The organism is Kribbella sp. NPDC051770, from assembly GCF_040681455.1.
GTDB lineage: Bacteria > Actinomycetota > Actinomycetes > Propionibacteriales > Kribbellaceae > Kribbella.
Genome location: NZ_JBFAYT010000006.1, coordinates 228,287 through 248,941, shown reverse-complemented (window position 1 = coordinate 248,941; position 20,655 = coordinate 228,287). Strand labels below are relative to the sequence as shown.

At 70.5% G+C, this 20,655-nt stretch carries 20 protein-coding genes and 1 pseudogene; 10 read left to right on the top strand and 11 right to left on the bottom strand.

What is annotated here, in order from left to right; genetic code table 11:
- Window positions 1–53: 53 nt before the first annotated feature.
- The 7 genes from AB0M01_RS21510 to AB0M01_RS21480 all read right to left on the bottom strand — a co-directional run bounded on the left by AB0M01_RS21510 (window position 54) and on the right by AB0M01_RS21480 (window position 6,392).
- A complete protein-coding gene (locus AB0M01_RS21510; RefSeq protein WP_363672060.1) occupies window positions 54–983 on the bottom strand; it encodes a proline dehydrogenase family protein in 930 nt (309 codons plus the stop codon).
- Between the two features lie 251 nt (window positions 984–1,234).
- Window positions 1,235–2,263 (bottom strand): DUF695 domain-containing protein, encoded by a 1,029-nt coding sequence (locus tag AB0M01_RS21505; RefSeq protein ID WP_363672058.1) that lies wholly within the window; start codon window positions 2,261–2,263, stop codon window positions 1,235–1,237.
- A gap of 137 nt (window positions 2,264–2,400) precedes the next feature.
- Window positions 2,401–3,138, bottom strand: coding sequence for an ABC transporter permease (locus AB0M01_RS21500; RefSeq protein ID WP_363672056.1), 738 nt, complete (start codon window positions 3,136–3,138; stop codon window positions 2,401–2,403).
- Between the two features lie 63 nt (window positions 3,139–3,201).
- A complete protein-coding gene (locus AB0M01_RS21495) occupies window positions 3,202–3,891 on the bottom strand; it encodes an ABC transporter ATP-binding protein (protein WP_363672054.1) in 690 nt (229 codons plus the stop codon).
- A 47-nt stretch (window positions 3,892–3,938) separates the two neighbouring features.
- Window positions 3,939–4,469 carry a TetR family transcriptional regulator gene (locus AB0M01_RS21490; RefSeq protein WP_363672540.1) on the bottom strand — a complete coding sequence of 177 codons (531 nt, stop codon included), beginning with the start codon at window positions 4,467–4,469 and terminating at the stop codon, window positions 3,939–3,941.
- Between the two features lie 107 nt (window positions 4,470–4,576).
- Window positions 4,577–5,437, bottom strand: coding sequence for a sugar phosphate isomerase/epimerase family protein (locus AB0M01_RS21485; RefSeq protein WP_363672052.1), 861 nt, complete (start codon window positions 5,435–5,437; stop codon window positions 4,577–4,579).
- A gap of 22 nt (window positions 5,438–5,459) precedes the next feature.
- Window positions 5,460–6,392, bottom strand: a complete 933-nt coding sequence (locus tag AB0M01_RS21480; RefSeq protein ID WP_363672050.1) for a Ppx/GppA phosphatase family protein — start codon at window positions 6,390–6,392, stop codon at window positions 5,460–5,462.
- Window positions 6,393–6,549: 157 nt separating this feature from the next.
- Between AB0M01_RS21480 and AB0M01_RS21475 the strand changes: the two genes are divergently transcribed.
- The gene (locus tag AB0M01_RS21475) at window positions 6,550–7,296 is read left to right on the top strand and encodes a hypothetical protein (protein ID WP_363672048.1); all 747 of its coding nucleotides are present in this window, start codon (window positions 6,550–6,552) and stop codon (window positions 7,294–7,296) included.
- Here the strand turns inward: AB0M01_RS21475 and AB0M01_RS21470 are convergent.
- Window positions 7,289–8,239, bottom strand: a complete 951-nt coding sequence (locus AB0M01_RS21470; RefSeq protein WP_363672046.1) for an NAD-dependent epimerase/dehydratase family protein — start codon at window positions 8,237–8,239, stop codon at window positions 7,289–7,291. The two genes, AB0M01_RS21475 and AB0M01_RS21470, sit on opposite strands and share 8 nt — an antisense overlap.
- 103 nt (window positions 8,240–8,342) lie before the next feature.
- On the opposite strand from AB0M01_RS21470, the gene AB0M01_RS21465 reads away from it, so the two are divergent.
- The 3 genes and pseudogenes from AB0M01_RS21465 (at window position 8,343) to AB0M01_RS21455 (ending at window position 9,698) form a co-directional block, all read left to right on the top strand.
- A complete protein-coding gene (locus tag AB0M01_RS21465; RefSeq protein WP_363672044.1) occupies window positions 8,343–8,975 on the top strand; it encodes a VOC family protein in 633 nt (210 codons plus the stop codon).
- Window positions 8,972–9,418 (top strand): annotated as a pseudogene (locus tag AB0M01_RS21460) (Type 1 glutamine amidotransferase-like domain-containing protein); the annotation flags it as partial. The gene AB0M01_RS21465 and the pseudogene AB0M01_RS21460, both read left to right, overlap by 4 nt.
- Window positions 9,419–9,437: 19 nt before the next feature.
- On the top strand, window positions 9,438–9,698 hold the full coding sequence (locus AB0M01_RS21455) for a hypothetical protein (protein ID WP_363672042.1): 261 nt from the start codon (window positions 9,438–9,440) through the stop codon (window positions 9,696–9,698).
- On the opposite strand, the gene AB0M01_RS21450 is transcribed toward AB0M01_RS21455, so the two are convergent.
- Together AB0M01_RS21450 and AB0M01_RS21445 are read right to left on the bottom strand one after the other, a co-directional pair.
- On the bottom strand, window positions 9,695–11,098 hold the full coding sequence (locus AB0M01_RS21450) for a wax ester/triacylglycerol synthase family O-acyltransferase (protein WP_363672040.1): 1,404 nt from the start codon (window positions 11,096–11,098) through the stop codon (window positions 9,695–9,697). The two genes, AB0M01_RS21455 and AB0M01_RS21450, sit on opposite strands and share 4 nt — an antisense overlap.
- A gap of 114 nt (window positions 11,099–11,212) precedes the next feature.
- Window positions 11,213–12,637 (bottom strand): beta-N-acetylhexosaminidase, encoded by a 1,425-nt coding sequence (locus AB0M01_RS21445; protein ID WP_363672038.1) that lies wholly within the window; start codon window positions 12,635–12,637, stop codon window positions 11,213–11,215.
- 175 nt (window positions 12,638–12,812) lie between these two features.
- Between AB0M01_RS21445 and AB0M01_RS21440 the strand changes: the two genes are divergently transcribed.
- Window positions 12,813–14,051 carry an MFS transporter gene (locus AB0M01_RS21440; protein WP_363672036.1) on the top strand — a complete coding sequence of 413 codons (1,239 nt, stop codon included), beginning with the start codon at window positions 12,813–12,815 and terminating at the stop codon, window positions 14,049–14,051.
- Here the strand turns inward: AB0M01_RS21440 and AB0M01_RS21435 are convergent.
- The gene (locus tag AB0M01_RS21435; RefSeq protein ID WP_363672538.1) at window positions 14,022–14,894 is read right to left on the bottom strand and encodes a GNAT family N-acetyltransferase; all 873 of its coding nucleotides are present in this window, start codon (window positions 14,892–14,894) and stop codon (window positions 14,022–14,024) included. The two genes, AB0M01_RS21440 and AB0M01_RS21435, sit on opposite strands and share 30 nt — an antisense overlap.
- A gap of 61 nt (window positions 14,895–14,955) precedes the next feature.
- Between AB0M01_RS21435 and AB0M01_RS21430 the strand changes: the two genes are divergently transcribed.
- The 5 genes from AB0M01_RS21430 (at window position 14,956) to AB0M01_RS21410 (ending at window position 20,622) form a co-directional block, all read left to right on the top strand.
- Window positions 14,956–15,651, top strand: coding sequence for a class I SAM-dependent methyltransferase (locus AB0M01_RS21430; protein WP_363672034.1), 696 nt, complete (start codon window positions 14,956–14,958; stop codon window positions 15,649–15,651).
- Window positions 15,652–15,723: 72 nt separating this feature from the next.
- On the top strand, window positions 15,724–16,284 hold the full coding sequence (locus AB0M01_RS21425) for a hypothetical protein (protein ID WP_363672032.1): 561 nt from the start codon (window positions 15,724–15,726) through the stop codon (window positions 16,282–16,284).
- Window positions 16,281–17,525, top strand: coding sequence for an ABC transporter substrate-binding protein (locus tag AB0M01_RS21420; RefSeq protein ID WP_363672030.1), 1,245 nt, complete (start codon window positions 16,281–16,283; stop codon window positions 17,523–17,525). The genes AB0M01_RS21425 and AB0M01_RS21420 overlap by 4 nt, the downstream gene beginning before the upstream one ends.
- Window positions 17,525–19,300: a sugar ABC transporter permease gene (locus AB0M01_RS21415; protein WP_363672028.1), complete on the top strand. Its 1,776-nt coding sequence runs from the start codon at window positions 17,525–17,527 to the stop codon at window positions 19,298–19,300. The genes AB0M01_RS21420 and AB0M01_RS21415 overlap by 1 nt, the downstream gene beginning before the upstream one ends.
- Window positions 19,297–20,622, top strand: coding sequence for a hypothetical protein (locus tag AB0M01_RS21410; protein WP_363672026.1), 1,326 nt, complete (start codon window positions 19,297–19,299; stop codon window positions 20,620–20,622). The genes AB0M01_RS21415 and AB0M01_RS21410 overlap by 4 nt, the downstream gene beginning before the upstream one ends.
- The last annotated feature ends 33 nt before the right edge of the window (window positions 20,623–20,655 follow it).

The following is a 20,655-nucleotide window of genomic DNA, read 5'->3' as shown; positions in this document are numbered from 1 at the left end:
GGACCCACCCTAAAGGCGGAACGCGGGCCGGCCGATGGAATGTGGGGAACTGCTCACTTCTTGCTGATCAGCGACCGGGCGAAGAACTGCAGGTTCGCCGGGCGCTCGGCCAGCCGGCGGACCAGGTAGCCGTACCAGTCCTCGCCGTACGGGATGTAGACGCGGACCGTGTTGCCCTCGCGGGACAGCCGGAGCTGCTCCTCGGGGCGGATGCCGTAGAGCATCTGGTACTCGTAGCTGTCCGGGGCGCGGTTGGCCCGGTCGGCCAGCGAGCCGGCGATCGCGATCAGCCGCGGGTCGTGGGAGGCGACCATCGGGTAGCCGTCGCCGTTCATCAGGATCTTCAGCGCCCGCACGTAGGCCTTGTCGACGGCCTGCTTGTGCTGGAACGCCACCGACTCGGGCTCCTTGTAGGCGCCCTTGCACAGCCGCACCCGGGAACCGGCGTGGGCCAGGTCGACGCAGTCGCCCTCGGTCCGGCGCAGGTAGGCCTGCAGCACGGCGCCGGTCTCGGGGAAGTCCTGCCGCAGCTCGCGCAGGATGCCCAGCGTCGAGTCCGTGGTGGTGTGGTCCTCCATGTCGAGCGTGACCGTCGTCCCGGCGTTGCGCGCGGCCAGGCAGATCGTCCGGGCGTTCTCCAGCGCGATCTTCTCGCCGTCGCCGGGCAGTGCCTGGCCGACGGCGGACAGCTTCACCGAGACCTCGGCGTTCTGGGTCAGACCGGCCTCTCCCAGCTGCTTGAGCAGCTCCAGGTACGCGTCCGCGGTGGCGGTCGCGGCGGCCAGGTCGGTGGTGTCCTCACCGAGATGGTCGAGCGTCACGTTCAGGCCGTTGCTGACCAGCTTCTCGGTGGCCAGCACGGCCTCCGGAGCGGTCTCACCGGCGACGAACCGGGCGACGATGCCGCTGGAGACCGGCAACGACGAGACAGCCTTCTTGATCTGGGGACTGCGGGACACGCCCAGCAGGACTCGCCGAAGCACTCGTGTTCCTCCTCATCGCCCCCTGGCCCCGTATGCCAGGGGTGTCAGCAGGCTACGCGCCTGAACCGGACGGCCCCTAATCGTGTGGCCCGGACCACACCAGTACGCCGAGTGGTCCGACTCTGCCACACCTGGCCTCCAGCGTCCGAAGAAACCGCATGCGTCCGAAGAAGCCGAGGCTGTAGCGCACCCTTCTTCGGACGCATTGCCCTTCTTCGGACGCTGCGCTGGGGTCTGTTGCGCGGCTCGATTCAGCTGCCCAGGTGGTTGAGGTTGTGCCAGCCCGGGTCGGGAGTCGTGGTCAGCGAGACCTCGCCGTGCGGCCAGCCGGTCGTCGCAGCCTGGAGCTGGGCCGGCGCCGGCGTGCTGCCGTCGACGTAGTAGTGCAACGTGCGGGCTCCGGCGATCGTCTCGTGGGCCAGCAGACGACCGGAGTCGCCGAGGCGGTTGGTGAGGTGGTCCTCGAGGTCGCGGAGCTGGTCGAGCATCTCGGCGTCGGGCAGGCCGTCCTCGCGGCCCGCGGGGTACGCGATGGTGACGCCGACGTGGGTGTCCAGGTGCGGCAGCCGGATCGAGCGCAGCGGGACCTCGGTGGTCGCGATCAGGCGGTGGCCGTCGACGACCCCCTCGAGCAGACGCCAGGTCGGGTCACCGTCCTCGGTGGTGAACCCGGCGGCGAACTTCGCGACCGCGGGCAGCAGCTCGGCGATCGGCTGCCCGTCGGGCGGCGGCGCGACCAGCGTCTCGACGGCGCCGATCCAGGTCTCGGTCATCTCCTCGCCCAGCGACAGGTCGAGCAGCAGGAACGTCACCCGGCGCTGGGCGTCCTCCGACAGCTGCGCGAAAACAGGATGGTGTACGCCGACGTGCACGGCCGCGGCGCGCTCGTCCGGGTCGATCGCGACCACGGCTTGCTCGGACGCTACCGGCGGCATCCCGTCGAACTGGATCGTCACCTCCGGCGAGGGCCGGCGCAGGTCGGCGTACTCCCAGAACTCGTCCGACGGCGGGGCCGCGCGCAGCCAGCGGCGGGCGACCGCGCGGGTCGCGGGGTCACCGGCGGCGGTGACGACGAGCGTGTGCTTGGCGTGCAGGCCGGGCCCGAGCTCCCAGTCGAGGCCGCCGTGGATGGCGTTGACGTGCTGGGCCAGTACGGCGGAGGTGGAGGCGGGGTCCTTCCGCGCGATCGCGGCGGCGATCTCCTCGGCACCGGAGGTGGTCCACCAGCCCCAGAAGCTCTCGATCGGGTCGACCGACCGCCGCCGTTTGAAGATGCGCATGCCCCCATGATCCCTCGCCGGGGGCCCATCTCCGGCGAACGCGGACGCCCATCACCCACTAACCCCTCCTCCTGCCCGGCGCTCAGGCGGGGCACCTCCCGGCGAGAGGGGGTTAGTGGGTGGTGGGCGTCCGCTGCTCAGGCCGTCCGGCGCTTGAGGGTCGCCGCGCCGAGGCCGAGGGCGCCCACGATGAAGGCCGCCACCACCAGCGCGTCCAGGCCGGCGCCGGCCCCGAAGCCGTTGCCCGCGGCAACTCCGGCGACCGCGTCGACGGCGTACGAGAGCGGCAGCACGTCGCTCACCGCCCGCAGGACGCCGGGCAGCTGCTCGCGCGGGACCAGCAGGCCGCAGAGCAGGATCTGCGGGATCATCACCGCCGGCATCATCTGCACCGCCTGGAACTCCGTCGCCGCGAACGCGCTCGCGAACAGGCCGAGCGCCGTACCGAGGACACCGTCGAGTACGGCGACCACGCCGAGCTGCCAGGCGGCGCCGCGGATGTCGAGATCCAAGGCGTACAAGGAGATCGAGACCACCACGGCGGCCTGGACGACCGCGATCAGCGCGAACGCCAGCGCGTAGTCGAGCAGGAAGTCGAGCTTGCCCATCGGCATCGTGAACAGCCGCGCGAGCGTCCCGGTCGAGCGCTCCCGCAGCGTCGCGACCGAGGTCACGATGAACATGATGATCGCCGGGAACACCGCGAGCAGCGGGCCGCCGACCCGGTCGAAGGTGGTCGGCGAGTCGGTGAACATCCACCACATCAGGCTGACCAGCAGCGCGGGCAGGACGACGAGCATGGCGACGGTCCGGTGGTCGCGGCGCAGCTGGGCCAGCACGCGCGCGGCGACGGCGAAGGTGACGCGGGGCGTCATCGGGCACCCCCGGACCGGACGATCGCGCTGCTCATCGGGCACCTGCTTTCCGGTCGATCAGCGTCAGGAAGCCTGCTCGATGTCGTCCGTACCGGCGGCCGCGAGCAGCGCGCCAGGAGTGTCGTCGGCGAGCAGCTCGCCGTCGCGCATCAGCAGCAGGCGGTCGCAGCGGCTCGCCTCGTCCATCACGTGGCTCGACACCAGCAGCGTCGCACCGCCGTCGGCCAGGCGGTGGAAGAGGTCCCAGAGGTCGCGCCGCAGGACCGGGTCGAGGCCGACGGTCGGCTCGTCCAGGACGAGCAGCTCCGGGTTGCCGAGCAGGGCGGCGGCGAGTGAGGCGCGGGAGCGCTGACCGCCGGAGAGCTGGTCGACGCGGGCTCCGGCATGCGTCGAGAGGTCGACGGCGTCGATGACCCGCTCGACGTCGGACGCGTCGACGCCGAGGACGGCGGCGAAGAAGCGGAGGTTCTCGGTCACCGTCAGGTCGCCGTACACGCTGGGTTCCTGGGTGACGTAGCCGATCCGGCCGCGCAGCTTGGCGGCGCCGGCGGGCAGGCCGAGGACCTGGACGTCGCCGGTGACGTTGGCCTGCAGGCCGACGATCGCGCGGATCAGCGTGGTCTTGCCGCAGCCGGACGGGCCGAGCAGGCCGGTCACCGAGCCGGTCGCGAGGTCGGTGCTGATCCCGTGCAGCACCTCACGGTCGCCGCGGACGACGACCACGTCCCGGCACTGCACCGCGTTTTTCATCATGTGATGAATTTAGGACGATCCGCAGATGTTGGCAAGAGGGTGTGGGGTCAGTCGGTGAGGTACTGCTGGAGGACGGGCGCGATCCGCTCGACCAGGGTCGGCATCGGGGCGGAGGCGATCGGCTCCAGCTCGAGCAGGTAGCGGGTGAGGGCCATGCCGATCAGCTGGGACGCGACCAGCGAGACGCGCAGGCGGGCGTCCTCGCCGCCGATCGCTTCCGAGACGGGGACGAGGATCAGGCGGCTGATCCCGTCGCGCATGAGCTGGGCGACCTGGTCGCTGGAGACGACGCTGCGCAGGAAGGCCTTCATGCGCTGCTGCCCGTCGGGTGATTCCCAGACGGTGAGGAAGACCGTGACGATCCGTACGCCGAGCTCGTCGCGCGGGCCGTCGAGCACGGTGGCGGCGACCTGCCGGGGGTCGATCGGGAGGGCCATGGCTTCGACGAAGAGTTCGTCCTTGCTGTCGAAGTAGTGGTGGACCAGCGCCGCATCGACACCGGCCGCACGAGCGACGCCGCGCATCGAGGTCGCCGCAAAGCCGTTGCCGGCAAAGGATTCTCGGGCTGCCGCGAGAATCTCGCCCCGGGTGTCCGGGCCACCCGGCCGGCGTCCCCGGCCGCCCGCGCCCTGATCCCCGTCAGAGGGAAGAGCAGAGAGGTGAGAAGGCGCGGACTTCTTCGGGCTCACGGAGTCAGCTCCGAGACCTCGCCGTCCGGGGTGACGGCGAAGCCGGTGTGACGGGGGGCGGCGGGGGTGCGGACGAAGTGCTTGCGGGTGAACTCCAGCGACTCGATCAGGTCGACCTCGCGCTCGGAGCGGGTGGCGGCGCGGCGGGTGTTGATCTCGATGATGATGTGCCCGCGGAAGTCCTGGTTCGCCAGGCCCTGCAGGAGATCCGCGGCGCGCTGCGTGCCGCGGCCGGGGACCAGGTGCTCGTCCTTGGCCGAGCCGGTGCCGTCGGTGAGGTGGACGTGCTTGAGCGTGCGGCCCATCGTCGCGGCCAGCTCGACGCAGTCCTGCTCGGCGGTCGACGAGTGCGACAGGTCGAGCGTGGTGTGCGCGTAGGTCTGCTCGGTCGGGTCCCAGCTCGGCGCGTACGCCTGCAGGCCCTTGCCCGGCGCGCGCCACGGGTACATGTTCTCGACCGCGAAGACGATCCCGCTGTCCTGCTCCAGCCGCGCGATCCCCTCGACGAACCCGCGCGCGTAGTCGCGCTGCCAGCGGAACGGAGGGTGTACGACGACGACGTCCGCGCCGAGGTCCTTGGCCGCCTCGGCCGACCGCTCCAGCTTGCCCCACGGGTCGGTCCCCCAGACCCGCTGCGTGATCAGCAGGCAGGGCGCGTGGATCGCGAGCACCGGCAGCTGGTGGTAGTCGACCAGCCGCTTGATCGCGTCGATCTGCGTGCTCAGCGGGTCGATCCCGACCATCACCTCCACCCCGTCGTACCCGAGCCGGGCGGACAGCTCGAACGCGCTCGCGGTCGACTCGGGGTAGACGGACGCGGTGGACAGGCCGATCTTCGCGGCCGTACGGGTGCTCATCGGTGAGTGCCTTCGTGGGAGTTCATCGGGGTTGCAGCTGGTCCAGCCGGTTCAGGATGACGCCTTCGCGCAGCGCCCACGGGCAGACCTCGAGCGACTGCACGTCGAACAGGTCCATCACCGCGTCGGCCACCAGCGCGCCCGCGACCAGCTGGGTGGACCGCCCGACCGAGACACCGGGCAGGTCGGCCCGCTCGGCGGCGGTCATCGCGATCAGCTTCGGCACCCACTCGGTCAGGTCGTCGCGCTGCAGCGAGCGGGCGACGTACGGGCCGTCGTCGGACGGCGCCGCCCCGCAGATCCGGGCCAGCGACCGGAACGTCTTGCTGGTCGCGACCGCGCGCTGCGGGCGACCCGCGCGCAGCACGTCGCCGGCGACCGCGGCCATCTCGACCCGGATCCGCTTGCGCAGGGCCCGGACCTCGTCCTTGTCCGGCGGGTCGCTGGTCAGCCCCTCGCGGGTCAGCCGGCCGGCACCGAGCGGCACCGACACGGCGATCGTCGGCTCCTCGTCGGACCCGGCCGCGATCTCCAGCGAGCCACCACCGATGTCGAACACGGCCAGCCGTCCCGACGACCAGCCGAACCACCGGCGTACGGCGAGGAAGGTCAGCCGCGCCTCGTCGTGCCCGCTGAGCACCTGCAGGTCGACACCGGTCTCGGCGCGGACCCGCTCGATCACGGTCAGCCCGTTCGGCGCCTCGCGCAGCGCGGAGGTCGCGAACGCGAGCACGGACTCGCAGCCCTTGTCCTCGGCCAGCTCCGCGGCTTCCTGGACGAAGGCGGCCAGGTCGTCGGCACCGGACTGGTCGATGTTGCCGGACTTGTCGAGGTGCTCGGCCAGCCGCAGCTCGGTCTTGTGCGAGTACGCCGGCAGCGGCGCGGCACCACGGTGCGCGTCCACCACGAGCAGGTGGACGGTGTTGGAACCTACGTCTAGTACGCCGAGCCGCATGACCACCACGCTACTGGACGGTCGTCCAGACCTTCCTTCGGCCAGTCGCGTCTTGGACGGGATCTGACCTGTCACCTACCGTCCGGCAGGCAGAACGCAAGTGCTGCACCGGCTGTCGGATGCCGGAGATCGGTAGCGGTGCGCGTACGCTTTTCGGGTGCCTGAGGTTTCTCTCGATTTCCCCCGTGCCTACGTCGAGTTCGTCGACCCCGACGACGCCGACCAGGTGTTCCGCTGCGACCTGACCTGGCTGACGTCCAACTGGACCTGCATCTTCGGCGGCGGCTGCCGCGGCATCTACAAGGGCCGCCCGAACGACGGCTGCTGCACGCTCGGCGCGCACTTCTCCGACGAGGACGACGAGAAGCGGGTCAAGGGCTACGTCAAGCAGCTCGGCAAGGAGGACTGGCAGTTCCGCAAGGAGGGCAAGGCGAACGGCTGGGTCGAGACCGACGACGACGGCGACCGCAAGACCCGGGTCTGGGACGGCGCCTGCATCTTCCTGAACCGTCCGGGTTTCGAGGGCGGCGCCGGCTGCGCGCTGCACGGGCTGGCGCTCAAGCAGGGCGTGCACTTCGTCGAGACCAAGCCGGACGTGTGCTGGCAGCTGCCGATCCGGCGCACGTTCCGCGACGTGGAGCGGCCCGACGGTACGTCGTACACGGAGGTCGGGATCGGTGAGTACGACCGCCGCGGCTGGGGCCCGGGCGGGCACGACCTCGACTGGTACTGCACCGGCAACACCGAGGCCCACATCGGCGTCGAGGCGGTCTTCGAGTCGAGCAAGGTCGAGCTGCAGACGCTGATGGGGCTCAAGGCGTACGACGTACTGGCGGAGTACTGCCGGCGGCACCTGGAGGCCGCGCGGCCGTTGCTGCCGCACCCCGCCTCCAACCTCAGCTGAGCTTGCCGTTGGCGACCAGCCAGTCGATCGCCTCGAGCGTGGTCTCCAGCGCGGAGTAGCGCGGCCGGAAACCGAGCAGCCGCGCGGCCTTGTCCATCGAGCAGTGCGGGCTGTGCGCGATGTGGTCGTACGTCGCCTGGGCGCTGCGCTCGTCGACCGTCGCCTTCCACTGCTCGAACGGGAGGAAGGCGAGGTTCGCCTCCTGACCGAAGTGGGCCGCGACGCCCTCGGCGTACCCGCGCAGCGTCATGGCGCCCTCGGCGACGGCGTGGAAGCTCTCGCCGACCGCGACGGAACGGTTCGCGATCGCGGCCAGGAAGATCCCGGCGACGTCGGCGGCGTGCACGTGCTGGATGGTCTCCAGGCCGAAGTTCGGCAGCGTCAGTTCGGCGCCCTGGGCAAGCTTGCTGAACACGCTCAGGTCGAGGTGACCGGCCGGGTTGATCGGGGCCCAGCCCGGCCCGCTGATGTGGCCGGGGTGGATCACGGTCGCGGGCAGGCCGTGGCGACGGGCCTGGTCGAGCAGGTAGGTCTCGATCGCGGCCTTCCGTACGCCGTACTCGCCGAACGGGCGGCGCGGGGTGTCCTCACGGGTGGGGACCTGGGCGCTCGGCCCGTGCACCCAGATCGTGCCGCAGTGCAGCAGGTGCTGGATCGTGCCGTTCAGCGCCTCGGCGAGCTGCCGGGCGCTGTCCTCGGTGAAGGAGATCAGGTCCACCACGACGTCCGGCCCGAGGTCGGCCACCCGCTGCGCGAAGGTGCCCGCGGCATCTTCGCTGTCGCGGTCGGCGTGGACCAGCTCGACCTGGCTCCACTCCCCGCTGGAGCTGTACGGCGTACGGGTGCCGCGGGTGATGACGACGACCTCGTGACCGGCCCGGACGAGGCCCGGGACGAGGTAGGTGCCGATGTGGCCGGTGCCTCCGATGACGACTGTTCGCATGCCCCGAGCCTGCCTCTTCGGCCTGGGCGATTCAGGTAAGGGTGCCCTTTGCTGCGACACCCCGGATCGGCGGATGTCGACGGTGGGGCCCAGAATGACTGACATGCGCTTGGATCATCTGTCGTACGCGGCCGGACCCGACGGGTACCGCGCCACGGTCGAGCGGTTGTCCGCGCTGCTGGGGGCGGACTTCGTCGACGGTGGCGTGCATCCGCGGTTCGGGACCGTCAACCACATTCTCCCGCTGGAGAACGACCGCTACATCGAGGTGGTCGACGTGCTCGACCACCCGGCGTCGGACAAGGCGCCGTTCGGCCAGGCCGTGCGCGCCCGCAAGGAGCTCGGCGGCGGCTGGCTCGGCTGGGTGGTCGCCGTCCGCGACATGGAACGGATGGAGAAGCGCCTCGGCCGCGACGCCGTCCCCGGCAACCGCCACCGCCCCGACGGCGCGAACATCACCTGGCGCCAGATCGGCGTCAAGGGCCTGATCGCGGACCCACAGCTCCCGTTCTTCATCCACTGGGACGACCTGGGTCAGCACCCGTCGGTCGGCGGCAAGGGCATCAAGCTCACCGCCCTGGAGATCGCCGGCGACCCGACCCGCGTGACGGACTGGATCGGCCACCCGGCAGACCACCTGCTGGACGACCTGGACGTCGCCTGGGTGGGCCCGAACGGCCAGCCTGGGTTGAACGCGGCGGTCTTCCAGACCCCGAACGGCATCGTCCGGTTGTGATCGCCCCGGACCCGCCGCCCGCGGCGGGTCGCCCGGCGCGTCAGATCCTCGCCGTCTCCGGCGTCCTCGTCGGCGACCGCTCGCGGACCCTGCGCCTGATCGAGCACGCGATCTCGCTCGCGGGTGTCGCCAAGCCCAGATTCTGCTTCCTACCCACCGCCGAGGGCGACCACCCCGCGGCCGTGCAGTGGTTCACCGACACCTACGGCGGCGACCCTTCGGTGGAGACCTCGGTCTTCACGCTCTTCCCCCGCCCGAGCCTGTCCCGCGACGAACTGCTGGCCCAGGACGTGATCTGGGTCGGCGGCGGCAGCGTGGTCAACCTGATGGCGCTCTGGCGCGCGCACGGCGTCGACGAGATCCTGCGCGAGTGCTACGAGCGCGGCGTCGTACTCGCCGGCCAGAGCGCGGGCAGCCTGTGCTGGCACCGCGGCGGCGTGACCGACTCGTTCTCCGGCGATTTTGGATGCCTACGGCAACTGCCTCGGCTGGCTGCCGTGGAGCAACGGCGTGCACGACGACCTCGGCGACCAGCCGCGGCGTACGGCGTACCGTCGATTTGTTGCCGATGGCACCTTGTCGGCCGGGTACGCGACCGAGGACGGCGTCGGGCTGCACTACGTGGACGGCGAGCTGCACGAGGTCGTGTCGGTGCTCCCCGAGGCTCGCGCCTGGCAGGTCACCGCTGGCGGCGAGCGCGAGCTGATCCCCCGCTTGCTCTAGAGGCGTTCCAGCTCCTGCAGGGCTGTCTCCAGATGACTCAGCAAGCGCTGCAGGTGTGGCACCGTGCGGCGGCAGCCGGTCAGGCCGAAGTGCAACTGGTGGTCGTAGCTGGTGACGCTGATGTTCAGCGCTTGGCCGTTCAGCACGATCGACGCGGGATAGGTCCCGAGCAGCCTCGACTGGTTCCAGTACAGCGGGCTCTCGGCGGGCCCGGGGATGTTGCTGATCACCACGTTGTACGGCGGCGGCGTGCGCCCGGCCAGCCCGGGCAGCACGGCGGCGGGACCAGCCGAGCCGAGGCCGAGGGCGCCGATCATCAGGTTCTGCAGCGGGCTCAGCTCGGACAGGACGCTCTTGCCGTAGCTGGTCGACTCCATCACGCGGCGGATCCGGCGTTCGGGGTCGCGCTCGTCGGTGGCGAGGTCGGCGATCATCGTGGCCAGCGAGTTGCCGCCGCCCGGCCCCTGACCCTTGGTGGAGCGCAGTGAGACCGGGACCATCGCCGTCAATCCCTTGTCGGGAAGGGCGTTCTGCTCCTCCAGGTACGCCCGGAGCGCGCCGCCGCACATCGCCAGCATCACGTCGTTCAGCGTCGCGCCGGTGATCACGCGGACCTTCTCCAGCCGTTCCATCGGCCACGACTGCGCGGCGAACCGCCGGGCGCCGGTGATCGGCTGGTTGAAGATCGTCCGTGGCGCCTGGAAGGCGACCGGCGAGTGCTCGACCGCGAGCGAGTGGACGGCGGTCTTGAGCCCGACCGGCGACAGCCCGGCCAGATCGGCGACGAAGCGACCAACTCCGCCGACCGCACTCCCCGCCCGAGCCAACACACCTGGAGAGTCTTCAAATCTGTCGGCCTCCGGCAGCGCGAACGGCGCAGGCATCCCCGTCCTCGTCGGGTCGGTGGTCAGCGACGCCTGCATCAGCCTGAGCGCACTCACCCCGTCGAGCAGCGCGTGATGCACCTTGCAGTACACCGCGAACCGCCGACCCTCGACGCCTTCGATCAGGTGCAGCTCCCACAACGGCCGATGCCGATCCAGCAGCGTCCCGTGCAGCCTCGAAGTCAGCTCGAACAGCTCCCGAAACCGCCCCGGCCTCGCGAGCCCGGACAACCGCACGTGGTACTCGAGATCGATCTCCTGATCGGTCTCCCACGACCAGTACCCGAGATCCACCGCCCGGTTCCGCACCCGCCTCGCGAACAGCGGACTGACCGTCTCCCCGGCGACCATCTCCTGGTACAACCCGGCCAGGAAGTCCCGCCCACCGTCGGGAAACACGTGGTCCCGCCCGGCACCCTCGGGCAGCTCGAACAGCATCAGCCCACCGACGTGCATGGCCTGCTCGCGCGTCTCGCCGAGCAGGAACATGGCGTCGAGCGGTCCCACCGCGGTCATAGATCCTCCGCTCCGACCCGGGCTCCACCGACGACTCATCGTCGTCGGGTGGAGCCGGGCGCGTCTATACCTGCTAACGCAGCGGGGGCGGATTTTGTTATCTCTTCAGGTACCTCAGTCCAGCGGTCGGTAGTTCACACCCAGCGCCTCGATCCGCGCCAGGTGCGGCCGCAGCCGCGTCAGGAACTCGTCGTACGACGCCTTCGGCGAACCCCAGGCCCGCTCGGCGACGGCCGACAGCCGCGGCAGCAGCATGTAGCCGACCTGCTCCGGGCCCTCCATGTACTCGGTCCACACGTTGCACTGGGTGCCGATGATCCGCGCCTGCTCCTCCTCGGTGAGCCCTTCGGGCACCACCTCGAAGTCGTAGACCTTCTCCAGCGGGATGAACCCGCCGATCGCCAGCGGTTCGGTGTCCGGGTCGCCCTGGTAGTAGTCGAAGTACACCGACTCGCACGGCGACATCACCACGTCGTGCCCGGCCTTGGCCGCGACCTCGCCGCGCTGCGCGCTGCGCCAGGCCATGATCACGGCGTCCTTCGGGCAGTCGGTCTCGACCATCTCGTCCCAGCCGACCAGCCGCCGGCCCTGCTCGGTGAGCACCTCGGCGACCTGCGCGGTGAACCAGCCCTGGAGCTGGCTCGCGTCGGTCAGCCCGAGCTCGGCCTGCCGCTTCTGCGCGTCGTCGGACTCGCGCCACTGCACGTCCGGGCACTCGTCGCCACCGAGGTGGATGTACGGGCCGGGGAAGATCTCGAGGACCTCGCGCAGCACGGTCTTCACGAACTCGACCGTCGCGTCGTTGACGTTCAGCACGTCGTCGCTGATGCCCCAGATCTGCCGGACCCCGAGCTGGGTGTCGGGGTGGTTGCCGAGCTCCGGGTACGCCGCGATCGCGGCCTGCATGTGACCGGGCAGGTCGATCTCGGGGACGATCGTGATGCCGCGCTCGGCGGCGTACGCGACGATCTCGCGCAGGTCGTCCTTGGTGTAGAAGCCGCCGTGCCGCTGACCGTCGTAGGTGAACTCGGTCTGGCCGTGCGACATCTTGCCGACCATCGACTCCGGCCGCCAGCCGCCGACCTCGGTCAGCTTCGGGTAGGCCTCGATCTCGACCCGCCAGCCCTGGTCGTCGGTGAGGTGCAGGTGCAGCACGTTCATCCGGTGCAGGGCGACCACGTCGACGACCTTGAGCACGAAGTCCTTGGGCATGAAGTGCCGGGAGACGTCGAGCATCATCCCGCGCCAGCCGAACCGCGGCGCGTCGGCGATCCGGACGGCCGGCACCGAGACCTGGCCGTCGGCGGCCGGCTCGGCGGCGTCGAGCAGCTGCCGGTACGTCGTCTCCGCCCAGCGCAGCGCGTCCTCGGAGCCGGCCGACAGCCGGGCACCGTCGGCGGTGACGTCGATCCGGTACTCGGTCGCGCCGAGGTTCTCGACGACGGTCCGGACCGCTTCGGCGGCCGGGTCGGCGCTGATCCAGGCGCCGTCGTCGACGACGAGCTCACGCGGTGCGGGGACGATCGCGATGTCGGGCATCCGGGCTCCAGAGGTTGTTTGGCAAGAACGTTGCGGAATAGACCTTACAAGCGCGACCCCGGGCCCGAACAGGGACGGTCCACGCTCCGAACTGCCCACAAGTCCACGGGGTGAGCAGTTACGCGCCAGACTAATTCCCCTGCCGCGACAACGATCCAGGTGAGAGGGTGAGCCCGTGACCGCCGACCCCGTGCCGCAGGACGTGACCCCCGGAACCCTCCAGCGATCCACCCTGCGGGTCCTGGTGGTCAGCAACGTGGTCGGTGGGGTGGCGGTGGCCAGCGGCTTCGCGGTCGCCGGCCTGCTCGCGGAGAACATCTCCGGCTCGACCTCGATGGCCGGCCTGGTCGCCACGTCCACCACCCTCGGCGCGGCCGTGCTCGCCGTGCCGCTGGCCGGTCTGGCCCGCAGCCACGGCCGCCGGGTCTCGCTGGCGACCGGCTACCTGATCGCCACGGTCGGAGCGGCGCTGAGCATCGTCGCCGCCCAGATCGACTCGCTGATCCTCCTGCTGCTCGCTGGCTGTCTCTTCGGCAGCGGCTCGGCCGCCAACCTCCAGTCCCGGTACGCCGCCACCGACGCGGCCGATCCGAAGTACGTCGCCCGCTCGCTGTCGCTGGTGGTCTGGGCAACGACCATCGGCGTGGTGGTCGGCCCGAACCTCACCGGCGTCGGCGGCTCGGTCGGTACGTCGCTCGGTGTGCTGGCGCTCGCCGGGCCGTACCTGTTCTCGGTGGTCGCGTTCGCGCTCAGCCTGGTGACGGTCTGGTTCGGCCTGCGCCGGCTGCAGCAGTCGACGCCGCGCAAGAAGGTGGAGCGCCAGCCGCTGGCCACTACCTTCCGCCGGGTGATGGCGATCCCGCATGCCCGCCTCGGGCTGTTGTCGATCGCCACCGCGCACTCGGTGATGGTCGGCGTGATGTCGATGACCTCGGTCCACCTGCGTCACCACGGCGCCTCGCTGACCATCGTCGGCTTCGTCATCAGCGGTCACGTGGCCGGCATGTACGCCCTGTCCCCGGTGATGGGCTGGCTGGCCGACCGGCTCGGCCGGATCCCCACCATCGGCATCGGCCTCGCCGTACTGGCTGTTGCGATGACTGTCGCCGCGCTGGCTCCCGACGAGGCACACGGCCTCACCGCACTTGCACTGGTCCTGCTGGGCCTCGGCTGGTCGGCCTGTCTCGTCGCTGGTTCCACACTGCTCTCCAACTCGGTCCCCACCGACATCCGTACGTCGGCGCAGGGCCTGTCGGACCTGACCATGGGCGCCTTCGCGTCAGTCGCCGGTACGGCGGCCGGGCCGGTGCTGGCGCAGCTGGGCTTCCACTGGCTGGCTGTGCTGTGCGGGCTGCTGCTGATCCCGGTGGCACTGACTGCCGCGTTAACCAAGCAGCAGGTGCAGAGTGCGTGAGCCCGGCTTGAAGCCGATGCTCTGGTAGAGCGCCCGCGCCTTCGGGTACCCGTCGTCGCCGCGCGGGCAGACGACCGCTCTCGTCCCACCTGCTGCGCGCAGCGCATGCAGCGCCGCCAGATTGACCGCCTGGCCGAGCCCCTGACGCCGGTACGCCGTCGCGACGCCCACCGGCTCGACCAGCCCGACCTGGTACTGCTCGTCCAGCCAGATCAGCGCCGACGCGACGAACTCACCGGCCTCGTTCACCACCACCCAGTCCAGCTCGGAGCGGTACGGCCAGGCCGACATCACCGCGGCCATCGCGCCCTCGTTCATCTTCGACGGCGCCAGGTCCGACCAGGCCGCCCGGTGGACAGCGGCACGCTTCGCCACCTCGTCCGCTCGGACATGGCGCAGGGTGAGGCCGTCGGGGGCGACCGGAGTGGCCAAGGCGTCCAGCGAGATCCAGTGGTGGGTGTAGTACGGCGACTGGTCGTCGCGGCGGAAGCCGGCGGCCTCCAGCGGCGCGAGCAGGTGGTGCTCGGTCTCCAGCACTCCGGTGGCCAGCTGGTCGCCGTCGGCGGTCTCCCGGAACCAGTGGATGACCTGGTCGGCCAGCTCCGGGCGGGCCGGGTCCACTGCCATCAGCAGGTGGCCCGGCTGCTCCAGCCAGCCCCACGCGACGACCGGACCAACCGTGCCGTCGCGCCAGACCGCCGTACGCCAGTCTGCTGACCGGGCGGCGTTCGCGCTGCGCTCCCAGGCCAGGTCGCCGAGGTGGAACCGGGAGGCCGGGCTCCAGACCCGCTGGGTGAGTTCCTGCATCTCCCGGAGGCCGTCGCGGCCGGCGTACTCGGTCATCTGCACCTGGCGAGGGTCGCAGAGCGGAGGGGCCGGCTCAACCGCATTAGGCTGGGCCGTCGTGAGCATCGCCGAGGGTGGGATCCCCAGCCCCAACATCTGGCACCACCCGCAGACCTACGAGATCGAGAACCGGGCCGTCGACCCGAACGGTGTGATCGAGCCGGCCATGCGGGCGATCCGGGACTGGGCCGGCGCGACCGTGCTCGACCTCGGCTGCGGGACCGGGTTCCACCTGCCGATGTTCGCGCAGACCGCGGCCAAGGTGATCGGCGTCGAACCGCACGGCACGCTCGCCGCGTCGGCGCGGCGTCGGACGCGACAGTTCAGCAACGTCGAGGTCAAGCAGGGCTCGGCGCAGCAGCTGCCGGTCGCGGACGCGTCGATCGACGTCATGCACGCGCGCTGGGCGTACTTCTTCGGCCCGGGCAGCGAACCGGGCCTGGCCGAGCTGGACCGGGTGATGCGGCACGGCGGCACGGCGTTCGTGATCGACAACGACGGGAGCCGCTCGACCTTCGGCCGCTGGTTCAGCGCGGCGTACCCGATGATCAAGGCGCCCGAGGTGGAACGGTTCTGGACCTCGCGCGGCTGGCACCGGACGCCGCTCGACATGGGCTGGCGGTTCGAGACCCGCGCCGACTTCGAGGCCGTGGTCCGGATCGAGTTCCAGCCGCAGATCGCCGAACGCATCATCACGTCGTACGCCGGCCACGAGGTCGACTACGCGATCAACCTGTGGAGCCGGACCTACTAGACACGCGGTCCGCTGCAGTGGACCGGTCGGCGTCCTAGGGTGAGCATTCGACCTGGGAGGCGCCTCGCCGGCATGGACGGACTGCTGCTCCAAAGACTGCTGCCAGGACTCCCCGACGAGGTGAGGGTCCGCGCAGGAGAGCAGCGCTCGCTGGTGCTCCCGACGAAGGCCGAGGCGCGGCTGTGCGCGGACCTGATCGCTGGACTCGACGAGCCCCCACCGCATGCCACTGTCGAGACCAGCGGGTCGGTGCGGCTGGTTCCTGCCGAGGGCGGGCTGCTGCCGCACCTCACAGTGCTCGGCAACATCGTGCACGGGCACGTCTCCACGCACCGGGCCACTGCTGAGGCAGCGGACAAGCAGTGCCGGCTCACCGCGACCAATTGCGACCTGGGCGACGTGCTGGAGCGCCACCCGCACGAGATCACCCCAGGACGACGCCGGCTGGCCGGACTGGCCCGTGCTGTCCGTGCGGAGCCGTCGGTGATCGTGCTGGAGGATGCGCCCGGGCTGCCGACCTGGGGGTCGTTGCTGCGCTCTGACAACATCACCGAGCTCTGGTCGATCGCGCTGGTGCTGATCACCAGCGACGCTGCGCGGACGAAGGACTTCGACAGCGGTGGTGACGCATGATCCGCCGACGCGTACTGCTAGCAGGTGCAGCTGCTGCGACGCTCTCCGGCTGCAGCTCGGACGTGCTCGGGCTGAGCCGCAGCGTGCGAGTAGCGGTGAGCTGGGGTGGTCCGGAGCTGCGGGCGTTCCACCGGGTGCTGGACGGGCTCGGCAAGCTCGACTACCCGGTCGAGGTGATCCCGCTCGGCGACGCCATCTCCACAGCGTTCGGAGCGCGCTCAGGACGGCGGCCCGACCTGGTGATGCTGCCGCAGCCCGGTCTGGTCCCGCCGCACCGCGCTGACCTGGAGGAGATGCCGGACGACCTGGCCGGGCGCGGCCGGGCCCGGCTCTGGGACGAGCTGCTGACGCAGGATGGCCGGACGTACGGCGTACCGTTCAAGACCGCGCACAAGTCGGCGGTCTGGTACCGGCCGTCGGTGTTCCGCGAGGCGCGGGTGCAGCCGCCGACGCAGTGGGACGAGTGGCTCGAGCTGAACAAGGCTCTGTCGACCAGTGGCATCAGGCCGCTCGCGCTGGGCGCAGGCGACGGCTGGGCGCTCACCGACTTCCTGGAGAACGTCCTGCTCGGTACGGCGCCCGACGCGTACCGCGCGCTGGCTGTGGCGGAGCATCCGCGGCCGTCGCGAGTACCTGAGTTCGCTAGCGCGTTGCAGCAACTGGCAACGATGTGGGCTGCCCCGGGTGCGCTGGCGGGCGGCGTGGAACGCTCGCTGACCCAGCAGTTCCCGGACGCGGTCCTGGAGGTCTTCGGCCACCGCCGCGCGGCGATGGTGGTCGCGTCGGACTTCGCCGAGCCGGTGATCCGCTCGTTCGCCGCCGACCCGGCCGACGTCAGCCTGTTCACCTTCCCGGCCTTCGGTGCGGGAGCGGCCGCACCGGTGGTGGTCGGCGGTGACGTGATGGTGTTGCAGCGGCCGGCGACCGACGACGCCTGGGACCTGTTGCGCCGGCTCGCCACACCGGCCGCTCCGGCGCCCTGGATCTCGTCCGGCGGCTTCCTGGTCGACGGACGCACCACCGGCTACTCCCCTGAGCTGACCAGGTTGGCCGACCAACTGGTGGCGCCCGGTACGTCGTTGCAGTTCGACCTGTCCGACCGGCTCGGTGACCTGGGCGGCATCGACGGGCTCTGGCGCGTGCTGACCGATCTGCTGGTCCAGGTCGGCAACCGCGGGCAGGACGTCGTACCGGAAGCTGTGCGGTCCGCGCTGGACGAGCTGGGCAAGGTGGAGAGCTGATGGGCCTCAGCAGCAACGGCTTGTCGCTGGAGATCGCCGGCCGGTCCGTGTCGGGCCGCCCGGTGACCGGTAGACCGCAGCGACCGGCAGGGCCTTACCTGCTGGGGATTCCGGCGCTGCTGCTGACCAGTCTGCTGCTGGTGCCGATCGTGATCACCGTCGTGGCGGCGTTCCGGTTGCCGGACGGGTCGTTCGGGCTCAGCAACTTCGCGGTGATGGGCGACCCGGCCGCACTGCACGCCGTACGGAACAGCGTGGCCTGGATCGCGGTGGCCGTCGCACTGGTCGTCGTGGGCTTCCTGCTGGCTGTGGTGAGCTACCGCCTGCCTGGCGTCTCCTCGTTTCTCCAACCAGCGTTGGTGATTCCGTTCGCTGTGTCGGTGCTGGTGTCCGGTGCGACGTTCCGGCTGATCTTCGACCCGGCACCTGAGCGCGGCACGGTGACAGCGGTGTGGAGCTCGCTGTTCGGTACCAGTCCGGTGTGGCTCGGCCCTGGTCTGTTCTGGCTGGTGCTGGTCTCCGCCTTCGGCTGGACCTGGCTCGGGTACGTCGTCTCGCTGTTCCGCGCCGGGCTCGACGCCATCCCCGACGACGTCAGCCGGACGATCGCTGCCGAGGGGCTGACCGGGCTGCGGCGCTGGCGGGTGCTGGAGCTTCCGCTGCTGCGGCCGATCACCGGTGTCATCACGCTGACGCTGGTAGTTGCGGCTGTTCGCGTCTTCGACCTGGTGCTGATCGTCGTGCCCGGGCCGATGCAGCACGACGCTGACGTGCTCGGCCTCAACTGGTGGCGCGCAACGACAGCAGGTGGCGACACCGGTCGTACGGCGGCGCTCGGCGTGGTCCTGTTCGCCATCGTGGCCACGGTGGCGGTGATCGGGGTGCGTGGGCTGCGCCGGCGGCGCTGGGCGATGCCGGTGAGCGTCGTACCGGCTGACGCGTCGCTGCAGAGATCCAAGCCCAGCAAGCGAGTACGACGGATCGGCTGGACCGCTGGGTTCGCCGTCAGCCTGTTCTGGACCCTGCCGGCCGTCGTACTGGTTGCTACTGCGCTGCACTCGCCGCGGGAGGCCGGGCTGCACGGCTGGTGGTCGCTGCGCGGGCTCGGACTGTCGTCGTTCGACGCTGCGGCGAGTACTGGTCTGCTGCGGGCGTTGCTGTCGACTGTGCTGATCTCCTCTGTCGCAACGGTTGTGCTGCTGGTTGTTGCTGTGCCAACGGCGTACCTGGTCGCGTGGGGTGGGCTGCCAACCTGGCTGGGCCGCGTGGTGACGTCGGTCTTCGTGGTGCTGGCTGTGACACCCGTGCAGATGTACGCCGCGCCGCTGCGGGATGCGATCGACGCGGCGGGGCTGACCGGGTCGCGAATCGCCTTGGGGCTGGTGCATGCGGCGGCTGGGCTGCCGTTCGCCGTACTGCTGCTGCGGTCTGCGTTCGCGTCCGCTCCACCGACACTTGTTGCTGAGGCGCTGCAAGGGCCGGCGCGGCAGAGCGCCGTACTGGCTACTGTGCAGCGGACCTATCGGCCTGCGGTGATCGCTGTTGCGGTGCTGGAGTTCGTGCTGGTGTGGAACGACTTCATCGTCGGGTTCCTGATCAGCGGAGCCGGTACGACGCCACTGTCGCTGGTGCTCTGGGGTGAGGCGCGGCAGTTCTCGGCGTCGAGCGGGACTGTCGCGGCAGCTGCTGTCGTGGCTTCCGTCGTACCGGCGGTGCTGATGCTGACCTTCTGGCGAACTGTGGTGCGGGGACTGACAATCGGGAGCCGGCCGTGAGCTCCGAGGAGGAGAAGCCGAAGGACGAGCGGCGGAGGGGTGACTTCCTCGGGATCAGTGCGATCGCGGCGGGTCTGCTGTCCGGGCTGGCCAGCGAGAAGCTGTCGCAGAGCCTGGACAGCACGGGGTGGATCCGCACCGTCGGCTTCAGCCTGACTGCACTGTTCGTGGTGATCTGGGGGATCTACAACGCTCCGGTGCTGCTGCGGAAGTACAGGCGGTGGCGTGCAGGGGCTGCTGCGCCCAGTACTCCGTCAGAGCTGCAGGCAGCGGCCGAAGAGGCCGAGCAGTGGCTGGTGGCGCTCGGCTCCGAGTCTGGTGGGCTGGCTGCGGCGGAGTGGTTCCAGCAGAACGAGCCGCGGTTGCGGGAGCTGCTGGTCGAGGAGAAGCCGGTGGCGGCGACTGCTGACGACCTGGCTCGGATCTGCGACGCACTGGACGCCTGGTACGTGCGGCAAGGGCACGCGGACGACCTGCTGCAGATCAGCATCTTCCTGCTCACCGTGGCGGAGGGGACCGGACGGCACGACCTGGAAGAGCTGGCGACGGCGCGTCAGGCCACGGCGTACCGGTTGCTGAACGACCTTGGCACCGCGATCACGATGATCGCGGTCTCGGCCAACATCTCACCGGCCCAGCGCGAGCGAGCCGGCCGGACCCTGCCGGGACGATCACCACACAGCCGGACAGGCGCCGCGGTGGAGACCAGGCGGCAGGTCGAGTCGGCGCTGATCAACCTGGCGCGGGCCGACTCCGCGCCGGTCGGGAATGAGCGGAACGAGGCGGTGGCGCATGCCCGGAGCCGGCTGGACGATGCGCGGCTGAGCCGGCCCGGGCCGGACTTGGCGGCTGATGTGGCGATCTCCATCAACTTGGCGATCGTGCAGCTCTACCAGGAGGACGGAGAGGGCGCGCTGGAACTGCTGACACCTGCGCTGGCCCGCGCGGCCGCTGCTGCTGATCGCAGCGCGCAGGCGCACGTGTCCGAGCTGATCGGCGTCGCCGCGTGGATGCTGAAGCGCCCTGACCAGGCGGAGAGGTGGTGGGGGCGCGCCGAGCACCTGTACTCGGAGATCGACGAGCGGGAGGGGCAAGCTCGTTGCCTGCAGCACCTGGGGTCTGCTGCTGTGGTTGCTGGTGATCGGGCTGGTGGCAAGAGCCTGCTGCAGCAGAGCGCCGTGCTGCGTAGGTCCGAAAGCCCTCTTCTCAAGAAGTACCTGGACGCCGCGACTCAGACGACTCCGGCTCCGGTCGAGCCCTCAACCGCCCCACGACCCATCAGCTGGCTTCGCCACAAGATCAACCAATGGCGTCTCCGTTGAAACTGCTTCTTCTCCTCTGTCCACAGGGCTCGG